Raw genomic sequence first — 24,319 nt, forward strand, 5'->3', positions numbered from 1 at the left:
TCAGTCGGTTCCGTCCAGTGCGAGGCGCACGAGTTCGTCGACGTCCATGCCCGCGATCAGGGCCTCGTCGTCGGGTTCGGGTGCGGGCGGTTCTTCGGGGGCCGGCAGCGCGAGCCGGGTCAGCAGGTGCCCGGCCAGTGCCGTGGCGTCGGCGTAGCTGAAGACCACCGTCGCGGGCAGCGTGAGCCCGGTGGCCGCGGCGAGCTTGTCGCGCAGCTCGACCGCGGTGAGCGAGTCGAGCCCGACGTCCTTGAACGCCCGGAGCACGCCGATCGGCTCGACGCTGCCCAGCACCGCGCCCGCCTCCGCCCGGACCAGCTCGACCAGCACCTCGAGCCGGTCGGCGGCGGGCAGTTCGGCCAGCCGCGAGCGCAAGTCCGCACCCGTGCCGGGCTCGGTGCCGGCGGTCAGGGCTTCGCGGACCTCGGGCAGGCCGCCGAGCAGCGGGCTCGGCCGGGCCGCGGTGAAGATCGGCGCGAACCGCGGCCAGTCCATCGCCGCGACGACCACCGCCGGCCGGTCCTGCCGGAGCACCCGGCCCAGCGCGGCGAGCGCGGGCCCGGGGGCCATGGTCAGCACGGCCCGGCGGCGCAGCTCCCGCTCGATGTCGCCGTGGCCGGCCATGCCGCCGCCCGACCAGGGACCCCAGGCGACCGCGTGCGCGGCCAGCCCACGGGCGCGGCGGGCGTGCGCCAGGCCGTCGAGGTAGCTGTTGGCCGCGGCGTAGGCGCCCTGCCCCGCCGAACCCCAGACCCCGGCGATCGAGGAGAACAGCAGGAACGTGTCCAGGGGCCGGTCGCCGAGCAGCTCGTCGAGGATCGCGGCGCCGTCGACCTTGGCCGAGAGCACCTTGGCGACGTCCGCGGCCTCGTAGTCCTCGATCAACGTGGCCTCGCTGTTGACGCCGGCCGCGTGGACGACGGCGTCCGGAGGGTAGGCGGCCAGGACGGCGGCGACGGCGTCGCGATCGGCGATGTCGCAGGCCACGACGTCGACCCGGGCCCCGGCGCCGGTGAGGTCGGCGACCAGGGCCGGTACGCCGGGGGCGGCGTCGCCGGCCCGGCTCAGCAGCACCAGGTGCTCCGCGCCGTTCCCGGCGAGCCAGCGGGCGACGTGCCCGCCGAGCGCCCCGGTCCCGCCGGTGACGAGCACGGTCCCGCGTGGGGTCCACTCCGCGCCGGACGCCGAGGTGTCCGGCGCGCGGTGCAGGCGGCGGGCGAACACGCCCGCGGTCCGGACCGCGACCTGGTCCTCGCCGCTGCCGCCGGTCAGCACGGCGACGACGTCGGCCAGCAGCCGGGAGTCCGCGCCGGCCGGCACGTCGACCAGCCCGCCCCACAGGTCCGGGTGCTCCAGCCCGGCCACCTGGCCGAGCCCCCAGATCAGCGACGCGCGCGGGGCGACGACGTCGGCGTCCCCGGTGGCGACCGCGGCCCGGGTCAGGGCCCACAGCCGGCCGCCGGTGGCGGTGGCGCGCAGCGCCTGGATCGCCACCACCACCTGCTCGACCCGGTCGGCCACGCACAGCACGCCGTCCACCGCGCCGGCCGCGGTGATCCGGTCGGCCAGCTCGTCGCGGTGCGGTGACAGCACGACGGTCTTCGTGGTCATCCCGGCCGCCGTAAACGCTGCCGTGACACCGTCTTCGGCCGCGCCGGGGTCGGTCAGCAGCAGCCAGGTGCCCGCGACGGCGCGGCCGGGCAGCACCCGGTCCCAGCCGATCCGGTAGGTCCACTCGAGCTGCTCGGACTCGGCCCGGCGGGCCTGGCGCCAGCGCGCCAGCAGCGGCAGCGCGGCCGCCCACGCCGCCGCGTCGCCGGTGTCCGCCAGCGACGAGACGTCGCCGGAGTCCACCGCCTGCCAGAACGCGGCGTCGGCCGCGTCGACGACCGTGGTGTCGGCGGGCTTGAGCCAGAAGTGGCGGTGCTGGAACGCGGTCGTCGGCAGCGCCACCGGACGCGGCGGGGCCGGGACGAGCGTGCTCCAGTCGACGTCGATGCCGCGGACGAACAGTTCGGCCAGCGCGGTGCGCGCGGTGTCGGCTTCCGCGTGGTCGCGGCGGGTGAACGCGACGGCGGGTGCGACGCCGTCGAGGCTGTTGGCCAGCGTGCTCAGCACCGTGTCGGGCCCGAGTTCGAGCAGCACCGACAGCGGTCCCATCGCGGTGACGGCGTCGGCGAAGCGCACCGGGCGCCGGGCCTGCTCGGCCCAGTAGCCGGGGGTGCCGAGGTCGTCGGTCACCGTGCCGGTGACGGTCGAGACGACCGGGATCACGGCGTCCCGGAAGGTCAGCGTCTCGGCGACCGCGCGCAGGTCGTCGAGGACCGGGTCCATCAGCGGCGAGTGGAACGCGTGGCTCACGGTCAGCGCCTTGGTCCGGCGGCCGCGGGCGGCGAACTCCGCCGCGACGGCGTGTACCGCCTCGGCGGCACCGGACACCACGACGGACTCCGGCCCGTTCACCGCGGCGATGGACACGTCGTCACCCAGCGCGGCGAGGACGTCGGCTTCGGCGGCCTCGATCGCGACCATGGCGCCACCCGGCGGCAGCGCCGACATCAACCGGCCGCGGGCCGCGACCAGCTTCGCCGCGTCTGCCAGGGAAAACACCCCGGCGATGTGTGCCGCGGTGATCTCGCCCAGCGAGTGCCCGGCGAGCACCTTCGGCCGGACGCCCCACGACTCGACGAGCCGGAACATCGCCACCTCGACGGCGAACAACCCGGCCTGGGTGAACAGCGTGCCGTCCATGTCCTCACCGAACACGATTTCCCGCAGGGAAATACCCAGCAACGGGTCGAACTGCGCGCACACCGCGTCGAACGCCGCCGCGTACGCCGGGAACGTCTCGTACAGCTCGCGGCCCATGCCCGGCCGCTGCGCGCCTTGCCCGGTGAACAGGATCCCGACCCCGCCGGCGGCAGGATCGATCTCGCCGCGGACGACCCCGGTGCCGTCGCGCAGTGCGGCCACGGCCGCGTCCCGGTCCAGAGCCGGCACGACGAGCCGGTGCTCCCACGTCGTCCGGGCAGCCACCAGCGAGCCCGCTGTCGCGGCGAGGTCGGCGCCGTCCTGGAGGAACCCGGCCAGGCGCGCGGCCTGCTCGGTCAGCGCGCGGGCCGAGCGCGCCGACACGATCAGCGGCACCGGTCCGGCGTCCACTGTGGACACATCAGGCGCTGCGGGCGCCGCTTCCAGGATGACGTGGGCGTTGGTGCCCGACACCCCGAACGCGGACACGGCGGCCCGGCGCGGCGTCGTGCGCTCCGGCCACGCCGTCTCCTCGGTCACCAGCGACAACGCCCCGGCCGACCAGTCCACCTGCGACGACGGCTCGTCGGCGTGCAGGGTCTTCGGTACCACGCCGTGGCCCAGGGCCAGCACCATCTTCACGACCCCGGCGACGCCGGAGGCGGCCTGGGTGTGGCCGAGGTTCGACTTCAGCGCACCGAGCAGCACGGGCTGTCCGGCATCGCGCTGTCCGTAGGTCGCCAGCAGGGCCTGGGCCTCGATCGGGTCGCCCAGCGTGGTGCCGGTGCCGTGGGCTTCGACAACGTCTATGTCCGATGTGGACAGCCCGGCGTTGGCCAGCGCCTGCCGGATCACCGCCTGCTGGGCCGGGCCGTTGGGGGCGGTCAGGCCGTTGGACGCGCCGTCCTGGTTGACCGCGGTGCCCTTGACCACGGCCAGGATCTCGCGGCCGTCGCGCAATGCGTCGGACTGCCGCTGCAGCACCAGGACGCCGACGCCTTCGGCCCAGCCGGTGCCGTCGGCGGCGTTGGCGAACGCCTTGCAGCGGCCGTCCGCGGACAGCCCGCCCTGCCGGGCGAACTCGGCGAAGACGCCCGGTGACGCCATCACCGTGGCGCCTCCGGCCAGCGCCACCGAGCACTCGCCCGACCGCAGCGACTGCGCCGCGAGGTGCAGGGCCACCAGCGACGACGAACACGCCGTGTCGACGGTGACCGCCGGACCGCGCAGGCCGAGCACGTAGGACACCCGGCCCGACAGCACGCTCGACGACGTCCCGGTCAGGGCGTACCCCTCGCTGCTGCCGGCGCCTTCGTGCAGCCGCGTGCCGTAGTCCTGCGCGGCGGCGCCGGTGAACACGCCGACGTCGTGGCCGCGCAGCGAAACCGGGTCGATCCCGGCCCGCTCCAGGGCTTCCCACGACGTCTCGAGCAGCAGCCGCTGCTGCGGGTCCATGGCCAGGGCCTCGCGCGGGGAGATCCCGAAGAACTCCGGGTCGAACAGCCCGGCGTCGTAGAGGAACCCGCCGCGGCGGGCGAACGACCCGGTGGAGCCGACGTCCCAGCCGCGGTCGGCCGGGAACTCCGCGATGGCGTCGCCGCCGCGGCGCAGCAGTTCCCACAGGCCGTCCGGGCTGGTCACACCGCCCGGCAGCCGGACACCCATGCCGACGATCACGACCGGGTCGTCGGTGCTGGTGACGGCGACGGCTACTTCGGCTGTCGGCTCGGTGCCTGCGAGCCGCGAGCCCAGGTGGTCGGCGAGCGCGGCGGGGTTCGGGTGGTCGAACACCAGCGTCGACGGCAGGGCGAGCCCGGTCGCCGACGCGAGCCGGTTACGCAGGTCGACGGCGGTCAGCGAGTCGAAGCCGGCGTCGCGGAACGCCCGGGACACGCCCGGTGCCGCGCCGCCGAGGACCACGGCCGCTTCGGCGCGGACCAGTTCGACCAGCACCTCGCGCCGGCCGGCCGTGTCGAGCCCGGCCAGCCGGGCCGCCAGACCGGTTCCGGCCGCCGAGGCGGTGGCGCGGACGTGCCCGACGATCTCCCGCAGCAGCGCCGGCACCGGTCCGGTGCGGGCCTGCTGCCGCAGCGCGGCGACGTCGAACACCACCGGCACCACCGCGGGCCGGGTCGTGGCCAGCGCGCTGTCCAGCAGCCGCAGCCCCTGTTCGGCGCCGATCGGTTTCATGCCCGAGCGCGCCAGCCGCGCGGTGTCGGCCGCGGCCAGGTCGCCGGTCATCCCGCTCGCCGGCGCCCACAGGCCCCAGGCGAGCGACGTCGCGGCGTGCCCGGCGGCGCTGCGGCGTTCGGCCAGCGCGTCGAGGAAGGCGTTCGCGGCGGCGTAGTTGCCCTGGCCGAGCCCGCCGAGGGTGCCGGAGGCGGAGGAGAACAGGACGAACGCGGCCAGGTCGCGGTCGCGGGTCAGCTCGTCGAGGTGGACCGCGCCGTCGGCCTTGGGCCGGAACACGGTGTCGATCCGGTCGGCGTCGAGCGCGGCGAGGACGCCGTCGTCGAGGACGCCCGCGGTGTGCACGACCGCGGTCAACGGCGCGTCGGCCGGGACCCGCGTCAGCAGTGCGCGCACCGCCTCGCGGTCGGCGATGTCGCAGGCGACGACGTCGACCCGGGCGCCGAGCCCGGTCAGCTCGGCCCGCAGGTCTTCGGCGCCGTCGGCGTCGGGGCCACGGCGGGAGGCCAGGACCAGGCTGCGGACGCCGTGCGCCGCCACCACGTGCCGGGCCACCAGCGCGCCCAGCGTGCCGGTGCCGCCGGTGATGAGCACGGTGCCCGCCGAGTCCAGTTCAGCCGGCTTGTCGTCGGTGGTGGTGCGCCGCAGCCGCGGCACCCAGGCGCGACCACCGCGGACGGCGACCTGCCCTTCGCCCGCGGCCACCGCGGCCGCGAGACCGGCCTCGTCGTCGAGATCGGCGAGCAGCAGCCGGTCCGGGTGCTCCGACTGCGCCGAGCGCACCAGCCCCCACACGGCCGCGGCGACCGGATCGGGCACGTCGTCGGCGACGCTCACGGCGCCGCGTGTGACGACCGCCAGCCGGGCGTCCGCGTAGGCGGGTTCGGCCAGGAAGCCTTGCACCTCAAGCAAAACGTGCTCCAGCACCTGCCGCACCCGCTCCGGCTCGGTTCGCGAGGGCGCGCCGGTGTCGACCCGCAGCACGAACCAATCCGGGACCTCGGCGAGGTCCGCGGCGCCGGTCAGCTCTACCGGAGTCACCGCCGGAACCGTGGCCGGTTCGGGCAGCGGGACCCAGTCCAGGGCGTAGAGGCTCGTCTCGCGAGCGGCGGTCGTGACCTGGATCCGCCGGGTGTGCACGGACCGGGCCGAGAGCACCGGCTCGCCCGCCGGGTCGGTCAGGTCGAGCGCGTGCCCACCGTCCCCTGTGGACACGAGGTGGACGCGGACGGTGGTGGCGCCTGTGGCGTGGACCGTCAGGCCGGTCCAGTCGGCGGCCGCCACCGGGTCCATCCCGGCGCGGGCCAGCACGACGTGCGTCGCGGCGTCGAGCAGAGCGGGGTGGATCGCGAACCCGGCGGGTTCGACGTCCTCGGGCAGGGTGACTTCGGCGAAGACGTCCTCACCGCGGGCCCAGGCGGCCCGCAGGCCGCGCCCGGGGGTCTGGCCCTGAACGGCGAGCCGGTCGTAGCAGTCGTCGACGTCGAGGGGCTCGGCTCCGGCCGGGGGCCATTCCGGCATCGGCGCCGGACGCGGCGCCGGGTCGGTGCCGACGGTCGCGGTGGCGTGGCGGGTCCACGCGGTGTCCGCGCCGTCCGGGCGCGAGTGGACCGTGACCGGCCGCTTGCCGGTCTCGTCGGCGGCACCGACCGACACCCGCAGGCGAGCCGGGACCACGAGCGGGGTCTCGATCCGCAGGTCGTCGACCACCGGGCAGCCCGCGTGGTCGCCCGCCTGGATCACCAGCTCGACGAGCGTGCCGGCGAGCCACGGGTGGGTGGCCGGCGAAACCCGGCCCGTCAGGACCAGCCCGCCCGTCTCCGGGATGTCGACGACCGCGCCGAGCAGCGGGTGCTCCGTAGTCTCCAGCCCGGCGACCCCGTCGGTGGCCGCGTGGAGCCAGAAGTGCTTGCGCTGGAACGCCGTCGTGGGCAGCGCCGTCCGGCCTGCCGGGACCAGGCTGGTCCAGTCGACGTCGGCGCCCTCGGCGAACACCTCGGCCATCGACCGCAGGAACCGGGCACGGTCGCCCTGGTCACGCCGCAGCGTGCCGGCCACGATCGCGCCGGGTTCACCGAGCGTGTCCTGCACGCCGGTCGTCAGCACCGGGTGCGAGCTGGACTCGACGAACACGCCGAAGCCCTGCTCCCCCAGCGCCTTCACGGCGTCGGCGAACCGGACGGGCTGGCGCAGGTTCCGCAGCCAGTAGCCGTCGGCCACCGGCTCGGTGACCCAGCGATCGTCCACTGTGGAGTACCACGGGATCGACGGCGCCGCTGCGGCGACGTCGCCGAGCGCGTCGGCCAGCTCGTCCGCGATCCCGGCGACCTGGACGGTGTGCGACGCGTAGTCCACCGGGATCAGCCGTACACGCACCCCGCGCTCTTCGTAAGCCGTGCGCAGGCCGTTCAACGCCTCGGGTTCGCCCGCCAAGACCGTCGACGACGGCGAGTTCACCGCGGCGATCTCCACCCGGCCGGCCAGGTCTTCGACGTCGCGAGCCGCTTCGTCACCGGAGATCCCGACCGCGAGCATGGCGCCGTGCCCGGACAGCCGGGCGGCGATCAGCAGGCTGCGCCGGGCCACGATCTTCGCCCCGTCCTCCAGCGACAGCGCGCCCGCGACGACGGCCGCGGCGATCTCGCCCTGCGAGTGCCCGACCACGGCGTCGACCCGCAGGCCGACGGACCGCCACAGCGCCGCGAGCGACACCATGACGGCGAACGACACGGGCTGCACGACGTCCACCCGGTCGAGGGCGTCGCGACCCCGGACCACGTCGGCGAGCGACCAGTCCACGTGCGGCGCCAGCGCGGCCGCGCACTCCGCCATCCGGGCCGCGAACACCGGCTCGGTGTCCCACAGATCCGCACCCATGCCCGGCCACTGCGCGCCCTGGCCCGGGAAGACCAGCGCGGTCTTGCCGGGAGTCCGCGTGACGCCGTGGACGACGCCGGGGTCCGGCACGCCGTCCGCGAGGCCGCGCAGGCTGCCCGCGGCCTGGGCGACGTCCGTCGCGAGGACCACCGCGCGGTGCTCCCAGAGCGCGCGATCCGACAGCAGCGACGCGGCCACCGCGCCGAGATCGCCGTGGCCGGTGACCCAGTCGGCGAGCGAACGCGCTTCGGCCGCCAGCCCGGCTTCCGACCGGGCCGACACCACGACCGGGAGGACGTCACCGGTGGGCTCAGGTTCGGGAGCCGCGGTCGCAGGATGCTGTTCGAGGATGAGGTGGGCGTTCGTGCCGGAGACGCCGAACGACGAGACACCGGCCCGGCGCGGGCGTCCGGCCTCGGGCCACGGCGTCGTGTCGGTCAGCAGCCGGACGGCGCCGGACTCCCAGTCCACTTTGGACGACGGCGTGTCGACGTGCAACGTCCGGGGCAGCGTCGCGTGCCGCATGGCGAGGACCATCTTCAGCACACCCGCGACACCGGCGGCGGCCTGCGCGTGTCCGATGTTGGACTTGAGCGAGCCGAGCCACAGCGGCTCGTCGCGCTCCTGGCCGTAGGTCGCGATCAGGGCCTGGGCCTCGATCGGGTCCCCGAGGGTCGTGCCGGTGCCGTGCGCCTCGACCGCGTCCACTTCGGACGGCCGCAGCCCCGCGTTGGCCAGGGCCTGGCGGATGACCGCCTGCTGGGCCGGGCCGTTCGGCGCGGTCAGGCCGTTGGACGCGCCGTCCTGGTTGACGGCCGTGCCGCGGACGACGGCCAGGATCTCCCGGCCTTCCCGCAGCGCGTCGGACCGCCGTTGCAGCACCACGACGCCGACGCCCTCGGCCCAGCCGGTGCCCCCGGCCGAGTCGGCGAACGCGCGGCAGCGGCCGTCGCCCGACAGCGCGCCCTGGCGGGAGAACTCGGTGAACATCGACGGCGACGCCATCACCGACGCCCCGCCCGCGAGCGCCACCGAGCACTCGCCGGAGCGCAGCGACTGCGCGGCCAGGTGGATCGCCACCAGCGACGACGAACACGCCGTGTCGACGGTGACTGCGGGACCCTGCACCCCGAGCACGTAGGACACCCGGCCCGCGGCGACACTGCTCGCCGATCCCGTGCCCAGCAGGCCCTCCAGCTCCGCCGACCGCACGCCCGCGCCGTAGCCCTGGTAGGCCAGGCCGGTGAAGACCCCGACGTCTCGCCCGCCCAGGGAGGACGGGTCGATCCCGGCGCGTTCGAGCGCTTCCCACGACGTCTCCAGCAGCAGCCGCTGCTGGGGATCCATGGCGAGCGCCTCACGCGGCGAGATGCCGAAGAAGCCGGGGTCGAACGAGCCCGCGTCGTGCAGGAACCCGCCCGAGCGCGGGTGGCTGTCGCCGAGGTCCCAGCCGCGGTCGGCGGGGACCGCCGAGATCGCGTCACGGCCGGTGCGCAGCAGCTCCCACAGCTCGTCCGGGGTGGCGACGCCGCCTGGCAGCCGGACACCCATGCCGACGATGACGACCGGGTCGTCGGTCACGGCGGTGTGCGCCGGGGCCACCACGGCGGTCGCGCCGAACAGCTCGCCGTCGACGAACCCGGCCAGGGCCCGCGGGGTCGGGTAGTCGAACACGACCGTCGCGGGCAGCCGCACACCGGTGGCCTTGGTGAGCCGGTTGCGGAGTTCGACGGCGGTCAGCGAGTCGAACCCGGCGTCGCGGAACGCCCGGGCGGCGCCGATCCCGCGGCCGCCGCCGAGGACGATCGCGGCTTCGGCGGTGACGAGGTCGGTCAGCGCGGCCAGCCGCTGTTCGGGGTCGAGCCCGGCCAGGCCGGCCGGCACACCGGTGGCGGGCGCGGCGGTGTGCGCGGTGCGCCGGCCGGGGCCGGCCAGTTCACGCAGCATCGGGGCCATCGGTCCCGACCGCGCCTGAGCACGCAGAGCGGGCAGGTCGAGCACCATCGGCACGAGCAACGCGGCCGGACTGGCCAGCGCGGCGTCCAGCAGGGCCATGCCGTGGGCGGCTTCGACGACGCCGAGGCCGGACCGCGCCATGCGGGTCGTGTCGGCCGCCGCGAGGTGCCCGGTCATACCGCCGTCCTGGCGCCACAGACCCCAGGCGAGCGACGTCGCGGCGTGCCCCGCGGCGCGGCGGCGCACGGCCAGCGCGTCGAGGAACGTGTTGGCCGCGGCGTAGTTGCCCTGCCCGGGCCCGCCGAGGACGCCGGAGGCGGAGGAGAACAGCACGAACGCGGCCAGGTCGCGGTCGCGAGTGAGGTCGTCGAGGTGGACGGCGGCGTCGACCTTGGGCCGGAACACCGTGTCCACGCGTTCGGCGTCGAGGGCGGCGACGACGCCGTCGGCCAGGACCCCGGCGGTGTGGATCACCGCGGTCAACGCCGGTATCCCCGCCAGCAGCGCCCGCACCTGAGCGCGGTCGGCCAGGTCGCACGCGACCACCTCGACGTCGGCGCCGTGCTCCCGCAGCTCCGCGACCAGCTCCGAAGCACCGTCGGCGGACGCGCCGCGCCTGGAGGCGAGAACGACGCTGCGCACGCCGAGGTCGACGACGTGCCGGGCCACGAGCGTGCCGAGCGCGCCCGCGCCGGTGATCAGCACCGTCCCGGCCGGGTCGAGCGTGCGTGGCAGCGTGAGGACGTTCTTGCCGACGTGCTGGGCCTGGGCCATGTACCGGAACGCGGCGACGGCGTCGCGGACGTCCCAGGCGGTGAAGGGCAGCAGCCGCAGCGCACCGGCCTCGAAGAGGTCGACCAGCTGGGCCAGCATCCGCCCGATCAGCGGCGGCCCGCCGTCGTAGAGGTCGAACGCCCGGTACATCACGCCGGGGTGGGCGTCGCGGATGTCGGTCTTGCCCATCTCCAGGAACCGGCCGCCCTCGGCCAGCAGCCCCAGCGACGCGTCCACGAACTCCCCGGCCAGGGAGTTCAGCACGACGTCGACGGTGCCGAACGCCGCCGCGAAGTCCAGGGTGCGCGAGTTCGCGATGTGGTCGTCCGGGATGCCCATCCCGCGCAGCACGTCGTGCTTGCCCGGGCTCGCCGTGGCGAACACGTCGGCGCCGAGGTGACGGGCCAGCTGGACGGCGGCCATGCCGACGCCGCCGGCGGCCGCGTGGATCAGGATCTTCTCGCCCGGCCGCAGGTCCGCCAGCTCGACCAGGGCGTAGTACGCGGTCAGGAACGCCACCGGCACGGTCGCGGCCGCCTCGGCGGACCACGCTTCCGGCACCGGGGCGAGCAGGTCGGCCTCGGTCACCGCGACCAGGCCGAAGCTGTGCCCCATCAGGCCGAACACGCGGTCGCCGGGCTGCAGGCCGGTGACGTCCGGGCCGACGGCTGTGACGACACCGACGCCCTCGGCACCGAGCCGGGCCGTGTCGCCCGGGTACAGGCCCAGCGCGGTCAGGACGTCGCGGAAGTTCAGGCCGGCGGCCCGGACGGCGAGCCGGACCTGGCTGCCCGTCAGGGTTTCCGGCAGGTCGGGGTGCGGCAGCAGCGCCAGCGCGTCAAGGGTCTTGCCGCCGGTCGTCGCCAGCGCCCACGGCGTGGTCCCGGCGGGCACGGTCAGCTCACCGGCACCCGCCTGCACCAGCCGGGGCACGAGAACCCGGCCGTCACGCAGGGCGAACTGGGTCTCGCCGGTCTCGACGAACGCGGCGATCCCGGGCACGAACTCACCCGGGGCGTCGAGGTCGGCGAGCACGACCCGGTCGGGGTGCTCGGTCTGCGCGGACCGCACCAGGCCCCAGACGGCCGCGGCGACCGGGTCGACGGCCTCGGTGCCCGTGGCGACGGCGCCGGTCGTGGTGACGACCAGCTTGCTGTCCACTGTGGACTCGTCAGCCAGGAACGTCTGCAGGACGGCGAGGACCGTGCCGACGGCCGTCCGCGCCCGTTCGGGCTCGGACCGCTCGGGAGAGCCGACGTCGACCGGCAGCACCAGCCAGGGCGCCGGTTCCGTGACGTCGGCGGCCGCCATGACGTACCGGACCTCCGCGGGCCGGGATTCCGCCTGCGGCAACGCCGTCCAGGTGACGGCGAACATCGCGTCGTCACCTGCCGCGGCGGTGGCCTGCATCGGCCGGCTGACCAGCGAATCCAGTGTCAGCACGGGCGCGCCCGTCTGGTCGGCGACGGTCATCGCCACCGACCCGTCGGGCAGCTCCGAGACGTGGACGCGCACGCTGCGGGCCCCGGTGGCGTGCACCGCGACGCGGTTCCACGCGAACGGCAGCGCGACGGGCGATCCGTCGTCCGGGCCGAGCCCGACCAGCGCCACGTGCAGCATCGCGTCGAGCAGCGCGGGGTGGACGGCGAACCCGGCGGGGTCGGCGATCTCGGGCAGCGTCACCTCGCCGAAGAACTCGCGGTCGCGGGCCCAGGCCGAGGTCAGGGCCTGGAACGAGGGCCCGTAGCCGTAGCCGCGCGCGGCGAGGGTGTCGTAGAAGCCGGTCACGTCGACCGGCCGGGCGCCGGCGGGCGGCCAAACGGACAGCGCCGTGGCGGGGACGGGTTCGGTGGTCAGCCAGCCGGTCGCGTGCCGGGTCCAGCCGGGTGTGCCGTGCTCCGGGCGGGAGTGGACGGTCACCTCGCGGCGGCCGGTCTCGTCGGTCTCGCCGACGATCACCTGCACCCGCAGCGCCGCGGCGCCGGTGAGCACCATCGGCGTCTCGACGACCAGTTCATCGACGACCGGCACGCCGCACTGGTCGCCTGCCTGGACGGCGAACTCGACCAGGGCCGCCCCGGGGACGAGCACCACGCCGTCGATGGCGTGGTCGGCCAGCCACGGCTGCAGCGCCGTGGACAGCCGGCCGGTCAGCACGGCGCCGCCGGTGCCGGGGGCTTCCATCGCCGCGGCCAGCAGCGGGTGGTCCAGCGATACCTGGCCGAGGCTGGTGGCGTCGCCGGCCGCGACGGGGGCCAGCCAGAACCGGCGGTGCTGGAACGCGGTCGTGGGCAGCACAACGGCGTGCCGCGGGACCGGGACCAGCGCGGTCCAGTCGACGTCGTTGCCGCGCACGAACAGCTCGGCCAGTGCGGCGACGGCGGTCTCGGCCTCGGGCCGGTCGCGCCGGGTCAGCACGACACCGGGCGCGTCGACCTGCGACGTGAGGACACCGTCCGGGCCCAGTTCCAGCAGGATCGACAGCGGGCCCATCGCGGTGACGGCATCGGCGAAGCGCACCGGACGGCGCACCTGCTCGACCCAGTACTCCGGAGTGCGCAGGTCGTCGGTGAGCGTGCCGGTCACCATCGACACCACCGGGATCGACGGCGGTCCGTAGGTCAAGGACTCGGCGACCGCACGGAACGCGTCGAGCATCGGGTCCATCAGCGCGGAGTGGAACGCGTGGCTGACCGTCAGCGCCTTCGTCCGGCGACCGCGGCCGACGAACTCCGCCGCGACCGCGTGCACCGCGTCGGCGGCACCCGAGATGACGACCGAGTCCGGCCCGTTCACCGCGGCGATGGAGACGCCGTCGGTCAACGCGGCGAGCACGTCCGTTTCGGGTGCCTCGATCGCGACCATCGCGCCGCCCGGCGGCAGGTCCGACATCAGCCGGCCGCGCGCCGCCACCAGTTTCGCCGCGTCCTCGAGCGACAGCACACCCGCGACGTGCGCCGCGGTGATCTCGCCCAGCGAGTGCCCGGCCAGGACCTGCGGCCGGACACCCCACGAGCGCACGAGCCAGAACATCGCCACCTCGACGGCGAACAGCCCGGCCTGGGTGAACAACGTGTCGTCGAGCAAGGCCGCGACGGCGGAACCCGCTTCGGCGAACACGACGTCGCGTACCGGGACGGTGTCGCCCAGGCACCGGTCCAGCTCCGCGCACACGGCGTCGAACGCGTCCGCGAACACCGGGAACGTCTCGTACAGCTCGCGGCCCATGCCCGGCCGCTGCGCACCCTGGCCGGTGAACAGCACGCCGACGCCGCTGACGGCGGGATCGACCTCGCCCCGGACGGCGGTCCCGGCACGCAGCCCGGCGAGGGCACTCGTGTGGTCACGGGCCACGACGACCGCGCGGTGTTCCCACCGGGATCGCGACGACAGCAGGGAACCGGCGACGGCGGCGAGGTCGGTGCGGTCCGCGAGGAACGCCGCGAGCCGGTCGGCCTGCTCGGTCAGCGCCTCTTCGCTGCGCGCGGACAGGACGAGCGGCACGACCGGAACGTCCACATCGGACTCGACCCGGTCGGCGGCGGGCGCCTGTTCCAGGACGACGTGGGCATTCGTGCCCGAGACGCCGAACGACGACACCGCGGCCCGGCGCGGCCCACCGCGGTCCGGCCACGCGGTTTCCTCCGCGAGCAGCCGCACAGTGCCGGCCGACCAGTCGGCCTCGGCCGACGGCTCGGCGGCGTGCAGCGTCCGCGGCAGGACGCCGTTGCCCAGCGCGAGCACCATCTTGATCACGCCCGCGACGCCCGCCGCGGCCTGCGTGTGCCCGATGTTCGACTTCAACGCACCCAGCAACAACGGCCGTGTCGCGTCCCGGTCCTGGCCATAGGTCGCGATCAGCGCCTGCGCCTCGATCGGGTCGCCCAGCACCGTGCCGGTGCCGTGAGCTTCCACCGCGTCGACGTCCGCAGCGGCCAGACCGGCGTTGGCCAGCGCTTGGCGGATCACCGCCTGCTGGGCCGGGCCATTCGGCGCCGTCAAACCGTTGGACGCGCCGTCCTGATTGACCGCGGTGCCCTTGACCACGGCCAGGACCTCGCGGCCGTCGCGGACCGCGTCGGACAGCCGTTGCAGCACGAGGACACCGGCGCCTTCGGCCCAGCCCGTGCCGTCGGCGGCGGCCGAGAACGCCTTGCAGCGGCCGTCCGCGGACAGCCCGCCCTGGCGGGAGAACTCCACGAACACGCCCGGCGACGCCATCACCGTCACACCGCCGGCCAGCGCCAGCGAGCACTCGCCCGACCGCAGCGACTGCGCCGCGAGGTGCAGTGCCACCAGCGACGACGAACACGCGGTGTCCACCGTGACGGCCGGGCCGCGCACGCCCAGGACGTACGAGATCCGTCCGGAAAGGACACTCGGTGACGTCCCGGTCAGCGCGAAGCCCTCGCTGTCGCCGAGGGCGCCGCCGTAGCCCTGTGGCGACGCGCCCGCGAACACGCCGACGTCCTGGCCGCGCAACGACTGCGGGTCGATCGCGGCCCGTTCGAGGGCTTCCCACGACGTCTCCAGCAGCAACCGCTGCTGCGGGTCCATCGCGACGGCTTCGCGCGGCGAGATCCCGAAGAACTCGGGGTCGAACAGGGTGGCGCCGCTCAGGAACCCGCCGGAGCGGGTGGTGGAGGGCGTGTCGACGTCCCAGCCGCGGTCGTCCGGGAAGGCGGAGATCGCGTCGCCGCCGCGGCGCAGCAGGTCCCACAGGTCGTCCGGGCTGCCCACCTCGCCCGGCAGCCGGACGCCCATACCGACGATCACGACCGGGTCGTCGGTGGTCACCATCGCGGCGGTCACCGGCGCGGCCTCCTGGACCACGCCGGACAGCTCGGCCAGCAGGAAATCGGCCAGTGCGCCGGGGTTCGGGTGGTCGAAGACCACCGTGGACGGCAGCGTCAGCCCGGTCGCGGCGGCCAGCCGGTTGCGCAGGTCCACGCCGGTCAGCGAGTCGAAACCGACGTCCCGGAACGCCCGTGACTCCGGGAGCGGGGTGTCCCCGCCGAGCACCACGGCCGCTTCGGTCCGCACCAGCTCCACGAGCAGCGCGCGCCGGGCGGCGGTGTCGAGGCCGGCCAGCAGCGTCGGCACGCCGGTGACCGCCGCCGTGTTGGTCGCGGTGGCCCGGACGTGCCCGACCACCGTCCGCAGCAGCGGCGAAAGCGTGGCACCCGCGCGGGCCTGGGCCCGCAGCGCCGGGACGTCCAGCAGCATCGGCGCCACCATGGCACGGGCCGAGCCGAGCGCGAGGTCCAGTGACCGCATGCCCTGCGCCTCGCCGAGCGCCTTCATGCCGGAACGCGCCATCCGCGCGGTGTCGGCGGTGCCGAGGTGCGCGGTCATCCCGCTCGCCGGGGCCCACAGGCCCCACGCCAGCGACGTCGCCGTCAGGCCCGCGGCCCGCCGCCGGGTCGCCAGCGCGTCCAGGAACGCGTTCGCGGCGGCGTAGTTGCCCTGTCCCGGGCCGCCGATCAGGCCGGACACCGACGAGAACAGCACGAACGCGGCCAGGTCGTGGTCGCGGGTCAGCTCGTCGAGGTGGATCGCGCCGTCGGTCTTCGGCCGGAAGACGGTGTCGAGCCGGCCGGCGTCCAGGGCGGCGATCACGCCGTCGTCGAGGAGCCCGGCGAGGTGCAGCACGCCGGTGAGCGGCGCGTCGGCCGGGACGTGCGCCAGCAGCGCGCGGACCTGCTCGCGCTCGGCGACGTCGCAGGCCACGACGTCGACGCGGGCGCCGAGCCCGGTGAGTTCGGCCCGCAGTTCTTCGGCGCCTTCGGCGTCGATGCCGCGTCGCGACGACAGCAGCAGGCTGCGCACGCCGTGCTCGGTGACGAGGTGCCGGGCGACGACGGCACCCAGCGTGCCGGTGCCACCCGTGACGAGCACGGTGCCCGCGGGATCCAGCACCGCCTTGCGCTCGGCTTCGGCGGTGATCCGGGTCAGGCGCGGCGCCGACACGACGTCGTCGCGTACGGCGATCTGCCACTCCCCGGCGGCGGCCGCACCGGCCGGCAGGGCAGCGTCGGTGAGTTCGCGATCGACGTCGGCCAGCAGGATCCGGCCGGCGTCCTCGGTCTGGGCGGCACGCACCAGGCCCCACACCGCCGCCGCGACCGGATCGGCGTCGCCGTCCACCGCGCCGCGGGTCAGCACGGCCAGCCGCGCGTCCGCGAGACCCGGGTCGGCCAGGAAAGCTTGGAGCACCCGCAGAACCCGGCCTGTCGCGGCCCGGATTCCTTCGGGTGTCGCGGGTTCGGCCGGGACGGGCAGCAGGTACCAGTCGGCGGGTTCGGCGAAGCCGGCGGCGTCCTGCACGGTCCGTGTGCGCCCGGCAGGGGCCGCGACCAGGTCCGGAAGGGCGAGCCAGTCGAGGCCGTACGACGAGTCGGCCGGTTCCGGCCGCACCTGGCGGACGCGGCCGGTCGTCACCGAAGCGACGGACAGCACCGGCTGCCCGGCGAGGTCGGTCAGCTCGGCGGACCAGCCGTCGCCCGCCGGGGTGAGGTGCGCCCGGACGACGGTCGCGCCGGTGGCGTGCAGCGTGACGCCGGTCCACGCGACCGGCAGGTCGCCGTCGATCGCCTGCAGCGCGGTGTCCAGCAACGCCGGGTGCAGCGCGAAGCCCGCGGGGTCGATCGGCTCCGGCAGCGTGACCTCGGCGAACAGCTCGCGGCCGCGGCGCCAGGCGGCCGTGAGGCCCTGGAACGCCGGGCCGTGCTCGGTGAGGACGTCGACGGCCTGAGCGCCTGACGGCGGCCACTCTTCGGCGGGCGCCGCGGTGGCGAGCGCGGTGGAGAGGACGCCGTTGGCGTGGCACGTCCACGCGGCGTCGTCGGTTTCCGGCCGGGTGTGGACGGCGATCGGGCGTCGTCCGGTGTCGTCGGCGGCGCCGACGACGACCTGGACCTGCAGCGCGCCGTCGTCCGGCAGGATCGCCGCGGAAGCGGCGTCGAAGCGCTCCAGGGTCGGGCAGCCGGTGTGGTCGCCGGCCTGGATCGCGAGTTCCACCAGGACCGCGGGCGGGAGCAGGCGCGCGCCGTCGACGACGTACTCGCCGAGCCACGGCTGCCGGGCCGGGCTGAGCCGCCCGGTCAGCACCAGGGTGCCGGTGTCCGGGGTGTCGACGACGGCGCCGAGCAGCGGGTGGCCGGCGTCGACCAGGCCGGCACCGGCCGCGTCGCCGGTGGCCGCCTCGGACCGCAGCCAGAAGTGCCGGTGCTGGAACGCCGTCGTCGGCATCGCCGAAGACGCGCGGCGGGCCGGCAGGAACCCGGCCCAGGTCAGGTCGACGCCCCGGACGAACACCTCGGCCAGCGACCGGACGAACCGCGCGCGGTCGCCCTGGTCGCGCCGCAGCGTCCCGGCCACGACGACGTCGGTGCCGGCCAGCGTGTCCTGCACGGCGGCGGTCAGCACCGGGTGCGAGCTGGACTCGACGAACACACCGAAGCCCTGCTCCCCCAGCGCCGCGATCGCCTCGGCGAAGCGCACCGGCTGGCGCAGGTTGCGCACCCAGTAGCCGGGTTCGAGCGGGCCGGTCACCCAAGCACCATCCACAGTGGAGTACCACGGGATGGCGGGCGCGGCCGGTTCGGTCCCGCTCAGGACGGCGGTCAGCTGCTCGGCGACGCCGGCCACCTGGACGGTGTGCGAGGCGTAGTCCACCGGGATCAGCCGCGTCCGGAGGCCCCGGGCGTCGTAGCGGTCGCGGACCTCGGCCAGCGCCGCGGGCTCGCCCGCGAGGACCACCGCAGACGGCGAGTTCACCGCGGCCAGCTCGACCCGGCCGTCCCAGGCCGTGAGGTCGACGTCGTCCGCGCCGGTCGCGATCGAGAGCATCCCGCCGTGGCCGGAGAGTTCTTCGCCGATCACCTTGCTGCGCAGCGCCACGATGCGCGCGGCGTCGGCGAGCGACAGCGCGCCGGCCACGCAGGCCGCCGCGATCTCGCCCTGCGAGTGCCCGACGACGGCGTCCACGCGCAACCCGGCCGAGCGCCACAGCGCGGCCAGCGACACCATCACCGCCCACGACACGGGCTGCACGACGTCGACCCGCTCGAGCGCCGCGGCGTCCCGGCCGCGCACGACGTTCGACAGGGACCAGTCCACATGCGACGCCAGGGCGGCCTCGCACTCGGCCATCCGCGCGGCGAACACCGGTTCGGTGGCCCACAGGTCCGCGCCCATGCCGGGCCATTGCGCACCCTGTCCGGGGAAGACCAGGACGGTGCGACCGGTGTCGGCGCTGGTGACGCCACGAACGACCTCGGGTCCGGTGAGCGCCCGCAACCCGGCCACCGCCTCGGCGGCGTCCGCGGCCACGACGACGGCCCGGTGTTCCCACCGCGCCCGTGCCGCGCCCAGCGACCCGGCCACACCGGCGAAGTCGCCATCAGCAACCAGGAACCCGGCCAGCCGATCGGCCTGCGCCACGAGTCCCGCCTCGGTCCGGGCCGTCACCACAAGCGGCGTGACGCCCGGCTCGTCCTCGATGGCCGGCACGCCCTCGGGGCCCTGCTCCAGGATGATGTGCGCATTGGTGCCGCTGACGCCGAACGACGACACCGCGCCGCGGCGGGGGCGGCCCAGCTCGGGCCAGGACGTCTCTTCGGTCAGCAGCGCGACGGCTCCGCTCGACCAGTCGACCTTCGCGGACGGCTCGTCGATGTTCAGCGTCTTCGGCAGCACGGCGTGGCGCAGGGCGAGGATCATCTTGATCACGCCCGCGACTCCTGCAGCCGCCTGCGCGTGCCCGATGTTGGACTTCAGCGAGCCCAGCCAGAGCGGGACGTCACGGTCACGGCCGTAGGTCGCCAGCAGGGCCTGGGCCTCGATCGGGTCGCCGAGCGCGGTGCCGGTGCCGTGCGCCTCGACGGCGTCGACGTCCGAAGTGGACAGTCCGGCGTTGGCGAGTGCCTGGCGGATCACGGCCTGCTGGGCCGGGCCGCTGGGCGCGGTCAGCCCGTTGGAGGCGCCGTCCTGGTTGACGGCGGTGCCCTTGACCACGGCGAGGATCTCACGGCTGTCGCGGACGGCGTCCGCGAGCCGTTGCAGGACGACGACGCCGGCGCCTTCGGCCCAGCCGGTGCCGTCGGCGGCCGCCGCGAACGGCTTGCAGCGGCCGTCCGCGGACAGCGCGCGCTGACGCGAGAAGTCCACGAACGGCATGGGGGTGCCCATGATCGCCGCGCCGCCGGCCAGCGCCGTCGCGCATTCGCCCGAGCGCAGGGCCTGCGCCGCGAGGTGGATGGCCACCAGCGACGACGAACACGCCGTGTCCACCGTCATCGCCGGGCCGCGGACGCCGAGGACGTACGACACCCGGCCGCTCGCGACGCTGCCGGTGCCGCCGATCGAGAGCAGGCCGTCGAGGTCCGCGTCACGCGCGCCCTGCCCGTAGTTCTGGTACGAGAGGCCGGTGAAGACGCCGACGTCCTGCCCACGCAGCGACGTCGGATCGACGCCCGCCCGCTCTAAGGCCTCCCACGAGGTTTCCAGCAGCAGCCGCTGCTGCGGATCCATGGCCAGGGCTTCGCGTGGCGAGATGCCGAAGAAGCCGGGGTCGAACAGGGCCGCGTCGCGCAGAAAGCCGCCCGAGCGGGTGTAGGACTTGCCGACCGCGTCGGGGTCGGCGTCGTAGAGGCCGTCGACGTCCCAGCCGCGGTCGGCCGGGAACGCCGAAATCGCGTCGCCGCCGGTGCGCAGCAGCTCCCACAGGCCGTCCGGGGTGGTGATCCCGCCGGGCAGCCGGACGCCGATGCCGACGATCGCGATGGGCTCGTCGGTCACCGTGACGGCGGCTTCAGCCGTCGTCACGGGCGCCGGGCCGGTGGTCAGCTCGGCCTCGAGGTGGGCGGCGAGCGCGACCGGGTCGGCGTGGTCGAACACGACGGTCGGGGACAACGCGAGCCCGGTCACCGCCTGCAGGCGATCGCGCAGCTCCACGGCCGTGAGCGAGTCGAACCCGGTGTCACGGAACGAGCGCCGCGCGCCGATGCCTTCACCGGCGCCGAGCACGTCGGCGGCTTCGGTGCGCACCAGACCCACCAGCAGCGCCGACCGGGCGTCGGCGTCAAGTCCGGCCAGCCGGGCCTGCAGGTTGTCGGCGGCTGAACCGGCCACCGGCGTTTCCGCGCCGGCGAGCGCCCGCAGGAGCGGGCTGGGCCGCCGGGCGGTGAGCAACGGGACGAACCGCGCCCAGTCGACGGAGGCGATGACCACCGCCGGGCGGTCGTGGCGCAGCGCGTGCGCCAACGCCGTCAGGGCGAGGTCGGCGTCCAGCATCGGCAGCACGCCGCGGCGCGCCCACTCGTCGGCGGGCCCGGCGTGCCGGACGTCCGGGCTCGACCACGGGCCCCAGGCCACGGCGAGTGCCGTCCGGCCGCGGGCGCGTCGCGAGTGGGCGAGGGCGTCGAGGAAGCCGGTGTTCGCCGCGGCGGCTCCCTGGCCCGCCGAGCCCCACACCCCGGCCACCGAGGAGAAGAGCACGAAGGCGTCGAGGTCGGGCCGGAGTTCGTCGAGCAACGCGGCGGCCGCGCCGGCCGCGAAGTCCGCCGGAGTGAGGTCGACGGCGGCGGTGACATCGCCGGTGACGGCGGCGGTGTGGACCACCGCGTCCGGCGGGTACTGCGCGAGCAGCGCGGCGACGGCGTCACGGTCGTCAGGGGCGCAGGCCGCGAACGTCACCCGGACGCCGTCCGGCATGGCGGACGGCGTGGCCGCGTCGCCACGGAAGTCCAGCAGTACCAGGTGTTCCGCGCCGTCGGCGGCGAGCCGGTCGAGGACCGGCGTCGCCACGCCGTCGGCCGCGGTGGTGACCAGCACGGTGCCGCGCGGGGTCCAGCCCGCGCCGGACGGCGCTTCGGGTGCCGGGACCAGGCGGCGCGCGAACACACCGGCTGGGCGGATCGCGAGCTGGTCCTCGGCCGGGGTGCCGGTGAGCACGGCGACCGCTTCGGCCGGGTCGGTGGCGTCGACGATGCCGCCCCACAGCTCGGGGTGTTCGAGCGCGACGGTCTGCGCGAGGCCCCAGATCGCCGCGGCGTGCGGGTCCGGGGCGGGGTCGGTTTCCCCGGTGGTGACCGCGCCGCGGGTGACGCACCAGAGCCGCGCGGTCGTCCCGGCGGTCACCAGGGCGCGTACCGCGGCCACCAGGTCGGCCACGGTGTCCGGCAGGCACACCACGCCGTCGACCGGGCCGGCCGCGGCGATCCGCTCGGCCAGATCGGCCGCGGCCGGGTCGAGGGTGATCGCGTCGACGGCCGTGTCCGCGGCGGCCAGCACCAGCCAGCGGCCCGTGAGCGGCGAGACTCCGTGGCTGACGGGCTCCCACTCGACCTGGTAGGACCAGGAACGCACGATCGACTCGTCCTGCTGGTCCTGCCGCCACCGCGACAGCGCGGCGAAGGCGGTTTCCAGGGCGGCGGGGTCGCCGTGGGTCGCGCTGTTCCCGGCTTCGACGGCCCGCCAGAACGGCGCGTCGGCATCGACGATCCGCGCCGCCGGGGGGTCGGCCCAGAAGCGACGGTGCTGGAACGCCGTGGTCGGCAGCGGCACCACGCGACGCGGGGCCGGCACGAGCGCGGACCAGTCGACGTCGTTGCCGCGCACGAACAGCTCGGCCAGCGCGAGGACGGCCGTCTCGGGCTCGGACCGATCCCGCCGGGTCAGCACCACCGCAGGCACGCCGAGCGCGTCGGCGAGCGACGCGAGGACGCCGTCCGGACCCAGCTCCAGGAGCACCGAGAGCGGTCCCATCGCGGTGACGGCGTCGGCGAAGCGCACCGGACGGCGCACCTGCTCGACCCAGTACTCGGGTGAGCGCCAGTCGTCCGTCACGACGGCACCGGTCACGGTGGACACCACCGGGACCGTGGATTCGTGGTAGGTCAAGGACTCGGCGACCGTGCGCAGCTCGTCGAGCACCGGGTCCATCAGCGGCGAGTGGAACGCGTGACCGACCGTCAGCGCCTTGGTCCGGCAACCGCGCGCGGCGAACTCCGCCGCGACCGCGTGCACCGCCTCGGCGGCACCGGAGACGACCACGGCTTGCGGTCCGTTGACCGCGGCGATCGAGACCGCGCCGTCAAGGGCGGCGAGCACGTCGGACTCGGACGCCTCGATCGCGACCATGGCGCCGCCCGGCGGCAGGTCGGCCATCAACCGGCCGCGCGCCGCGACCAGCTTCGCCGCGTCGGCCAGGGAAAGCACCCCGGCGACGTGCGCGGCCGTGATCTCCCCCAGCGAATGCCCGGCGATCACCTTCGGCCGCACACCCCACGACGTCACGAGCCGGAACATCGCCACCTCGACCGCGAACAGGCCCGCCTGGGTGGACAGCGTGCCGTCCAGCTCGGTCCCGAACACGGTCTCCCGCAGCGAAACCCCCAGGATCGGGTCGAGTTCCGCGCACGCCGCGTCGAACGCCTCCGCGTACGCCGGGAACGTCTCGTACAGCTCACGGCCCATCCCGGCCCGCTGCGAGCCCTGGCCGGTGAACAGGACGCCGACGCCGTCCACGGCAGGGTCGACCTCGCCGCGCACGACACCGCGGCGCAGCCCGGCGGACGCGACGGTGCGCAGGCCGTCGAGGGCCCGGTCGCGGTCCGTGGCCACGACGACCGCGCGGTGCTCCCACACCGCGCGGGACGAGACCAGCGCCCCGGCGACGGCGCTGAGATCGGTGTCGAGGGCGGTCAGCAGCCGGTCCGCCTGCGCGGCCAGCGCCCGCTCGCTGCGGGCCGACACGACCAGCGGCACGATCCCGGCCACCGGCTCGACGTCCACAGTGGACTCGGCGGGAGGCGCCTGTTCGAGGATGACGTGGGCGTTCGTGCCCGAGACGCCGAACGCCGAGACGCCGGCGCGGCGCGGGCCGTCACCCTCGGGCCAGGCCGTCTCCTCGGTGAGCAGCCGCACGGTGCCGGCCGACCAGTCCACCTGGCCCGACGGCCGGTCGACGTGCAGGGTCCGCGGCAGAGTGCCGTGGCGCAGGGCGAGGATCATCTTGATCACGCCCGCGACGCCCGCCGCGGCCTGCGTGTGCCCGATGTTCGACTTCAACGCACCCAGCAGCAGCGGCCGGGCCGCGTCCCGGTCCTGGCCGTAGGTCGCGATCAACGCCTGGGCCTCGATCGGGTCACCCAGTACCGTGCCGGTGCCGTGCGCCTCGACCGCGTCCACTTCGGACGGCCGCAGGCCCGCGTTGGCCAGCGCCTGGCGGATCACCGCCTGCTGGGCCGGGCCGTTCGGCGCGGTCAGGCCGTTGGATGCGCCGTCCTGGTTGACGGCCGTGCCCTTGACCACGGCCAGGATCTCCCGGCCATCGCGCCGGGCGTCGGACAGGCGTTGCAGCACGAGGACGCCGATGCCCTCGGCCCAGCCGGTGCCGTCCGCGGTGTCGGAGAACGCCTTGCACCGCGCGTCCGCCGAGAGCCCGCCCTGCCGCGCGAACTCGACGAACACGCCGGGCGAGGCCATCACGGTCACGCCACCGGCGAGCGCCACCGAGCACTCACCGGAGCGCAGCGACTGCGCCGCCAGGTGCAGTGCGACCAGGGACGACGAGCACGCCGTGTCGACCGTCAGCGACGGTCCCTGCGCGCCGAGCACGTAGGACACGCGTCCGGAAAGGACACTCGGTGACGTCCCGGTCAGCGCGAAACCCTCGCCCGGCCCGGTCACCTCGTGCAGCCGCGCGCCGTAGTCCTGCCCGGCCGCGCCGGTGAACACACCGACGTCACGGCCGCGCACCGAAGCC

General features: G+C 75.4%; 1 protein-coding gene (only partly in view). It reads right to left on the reverse strand.

Annotated elements, in window-relative coordinates; genetic code table 11:
• Positions 1 to 24,319, reverse strand: the 3' portion of a protein-coding gene (locus MUY22_RS37040) for a type I polyketide synthase (RefSeq protein WP_247051832.1). It continues 19,307 nt past the right edge of the window; 24,319 of the gene's 43,626 nt are visible here — the last part of the coding sequence; its start codon lies off the right edge, out of view; the stop codon is at positions 1 to 3.

It is taken from the genome of Amycolatopsis sp. WQ 127309, from assembly GCF_023023025.1.
In the GTDB taxonomy this organism is placed as follows: Bacteria; Actinomycetota; Actinomycetes; order Mycobacteriales; family Pseudonocardiaceae; genus Amycolatopsis.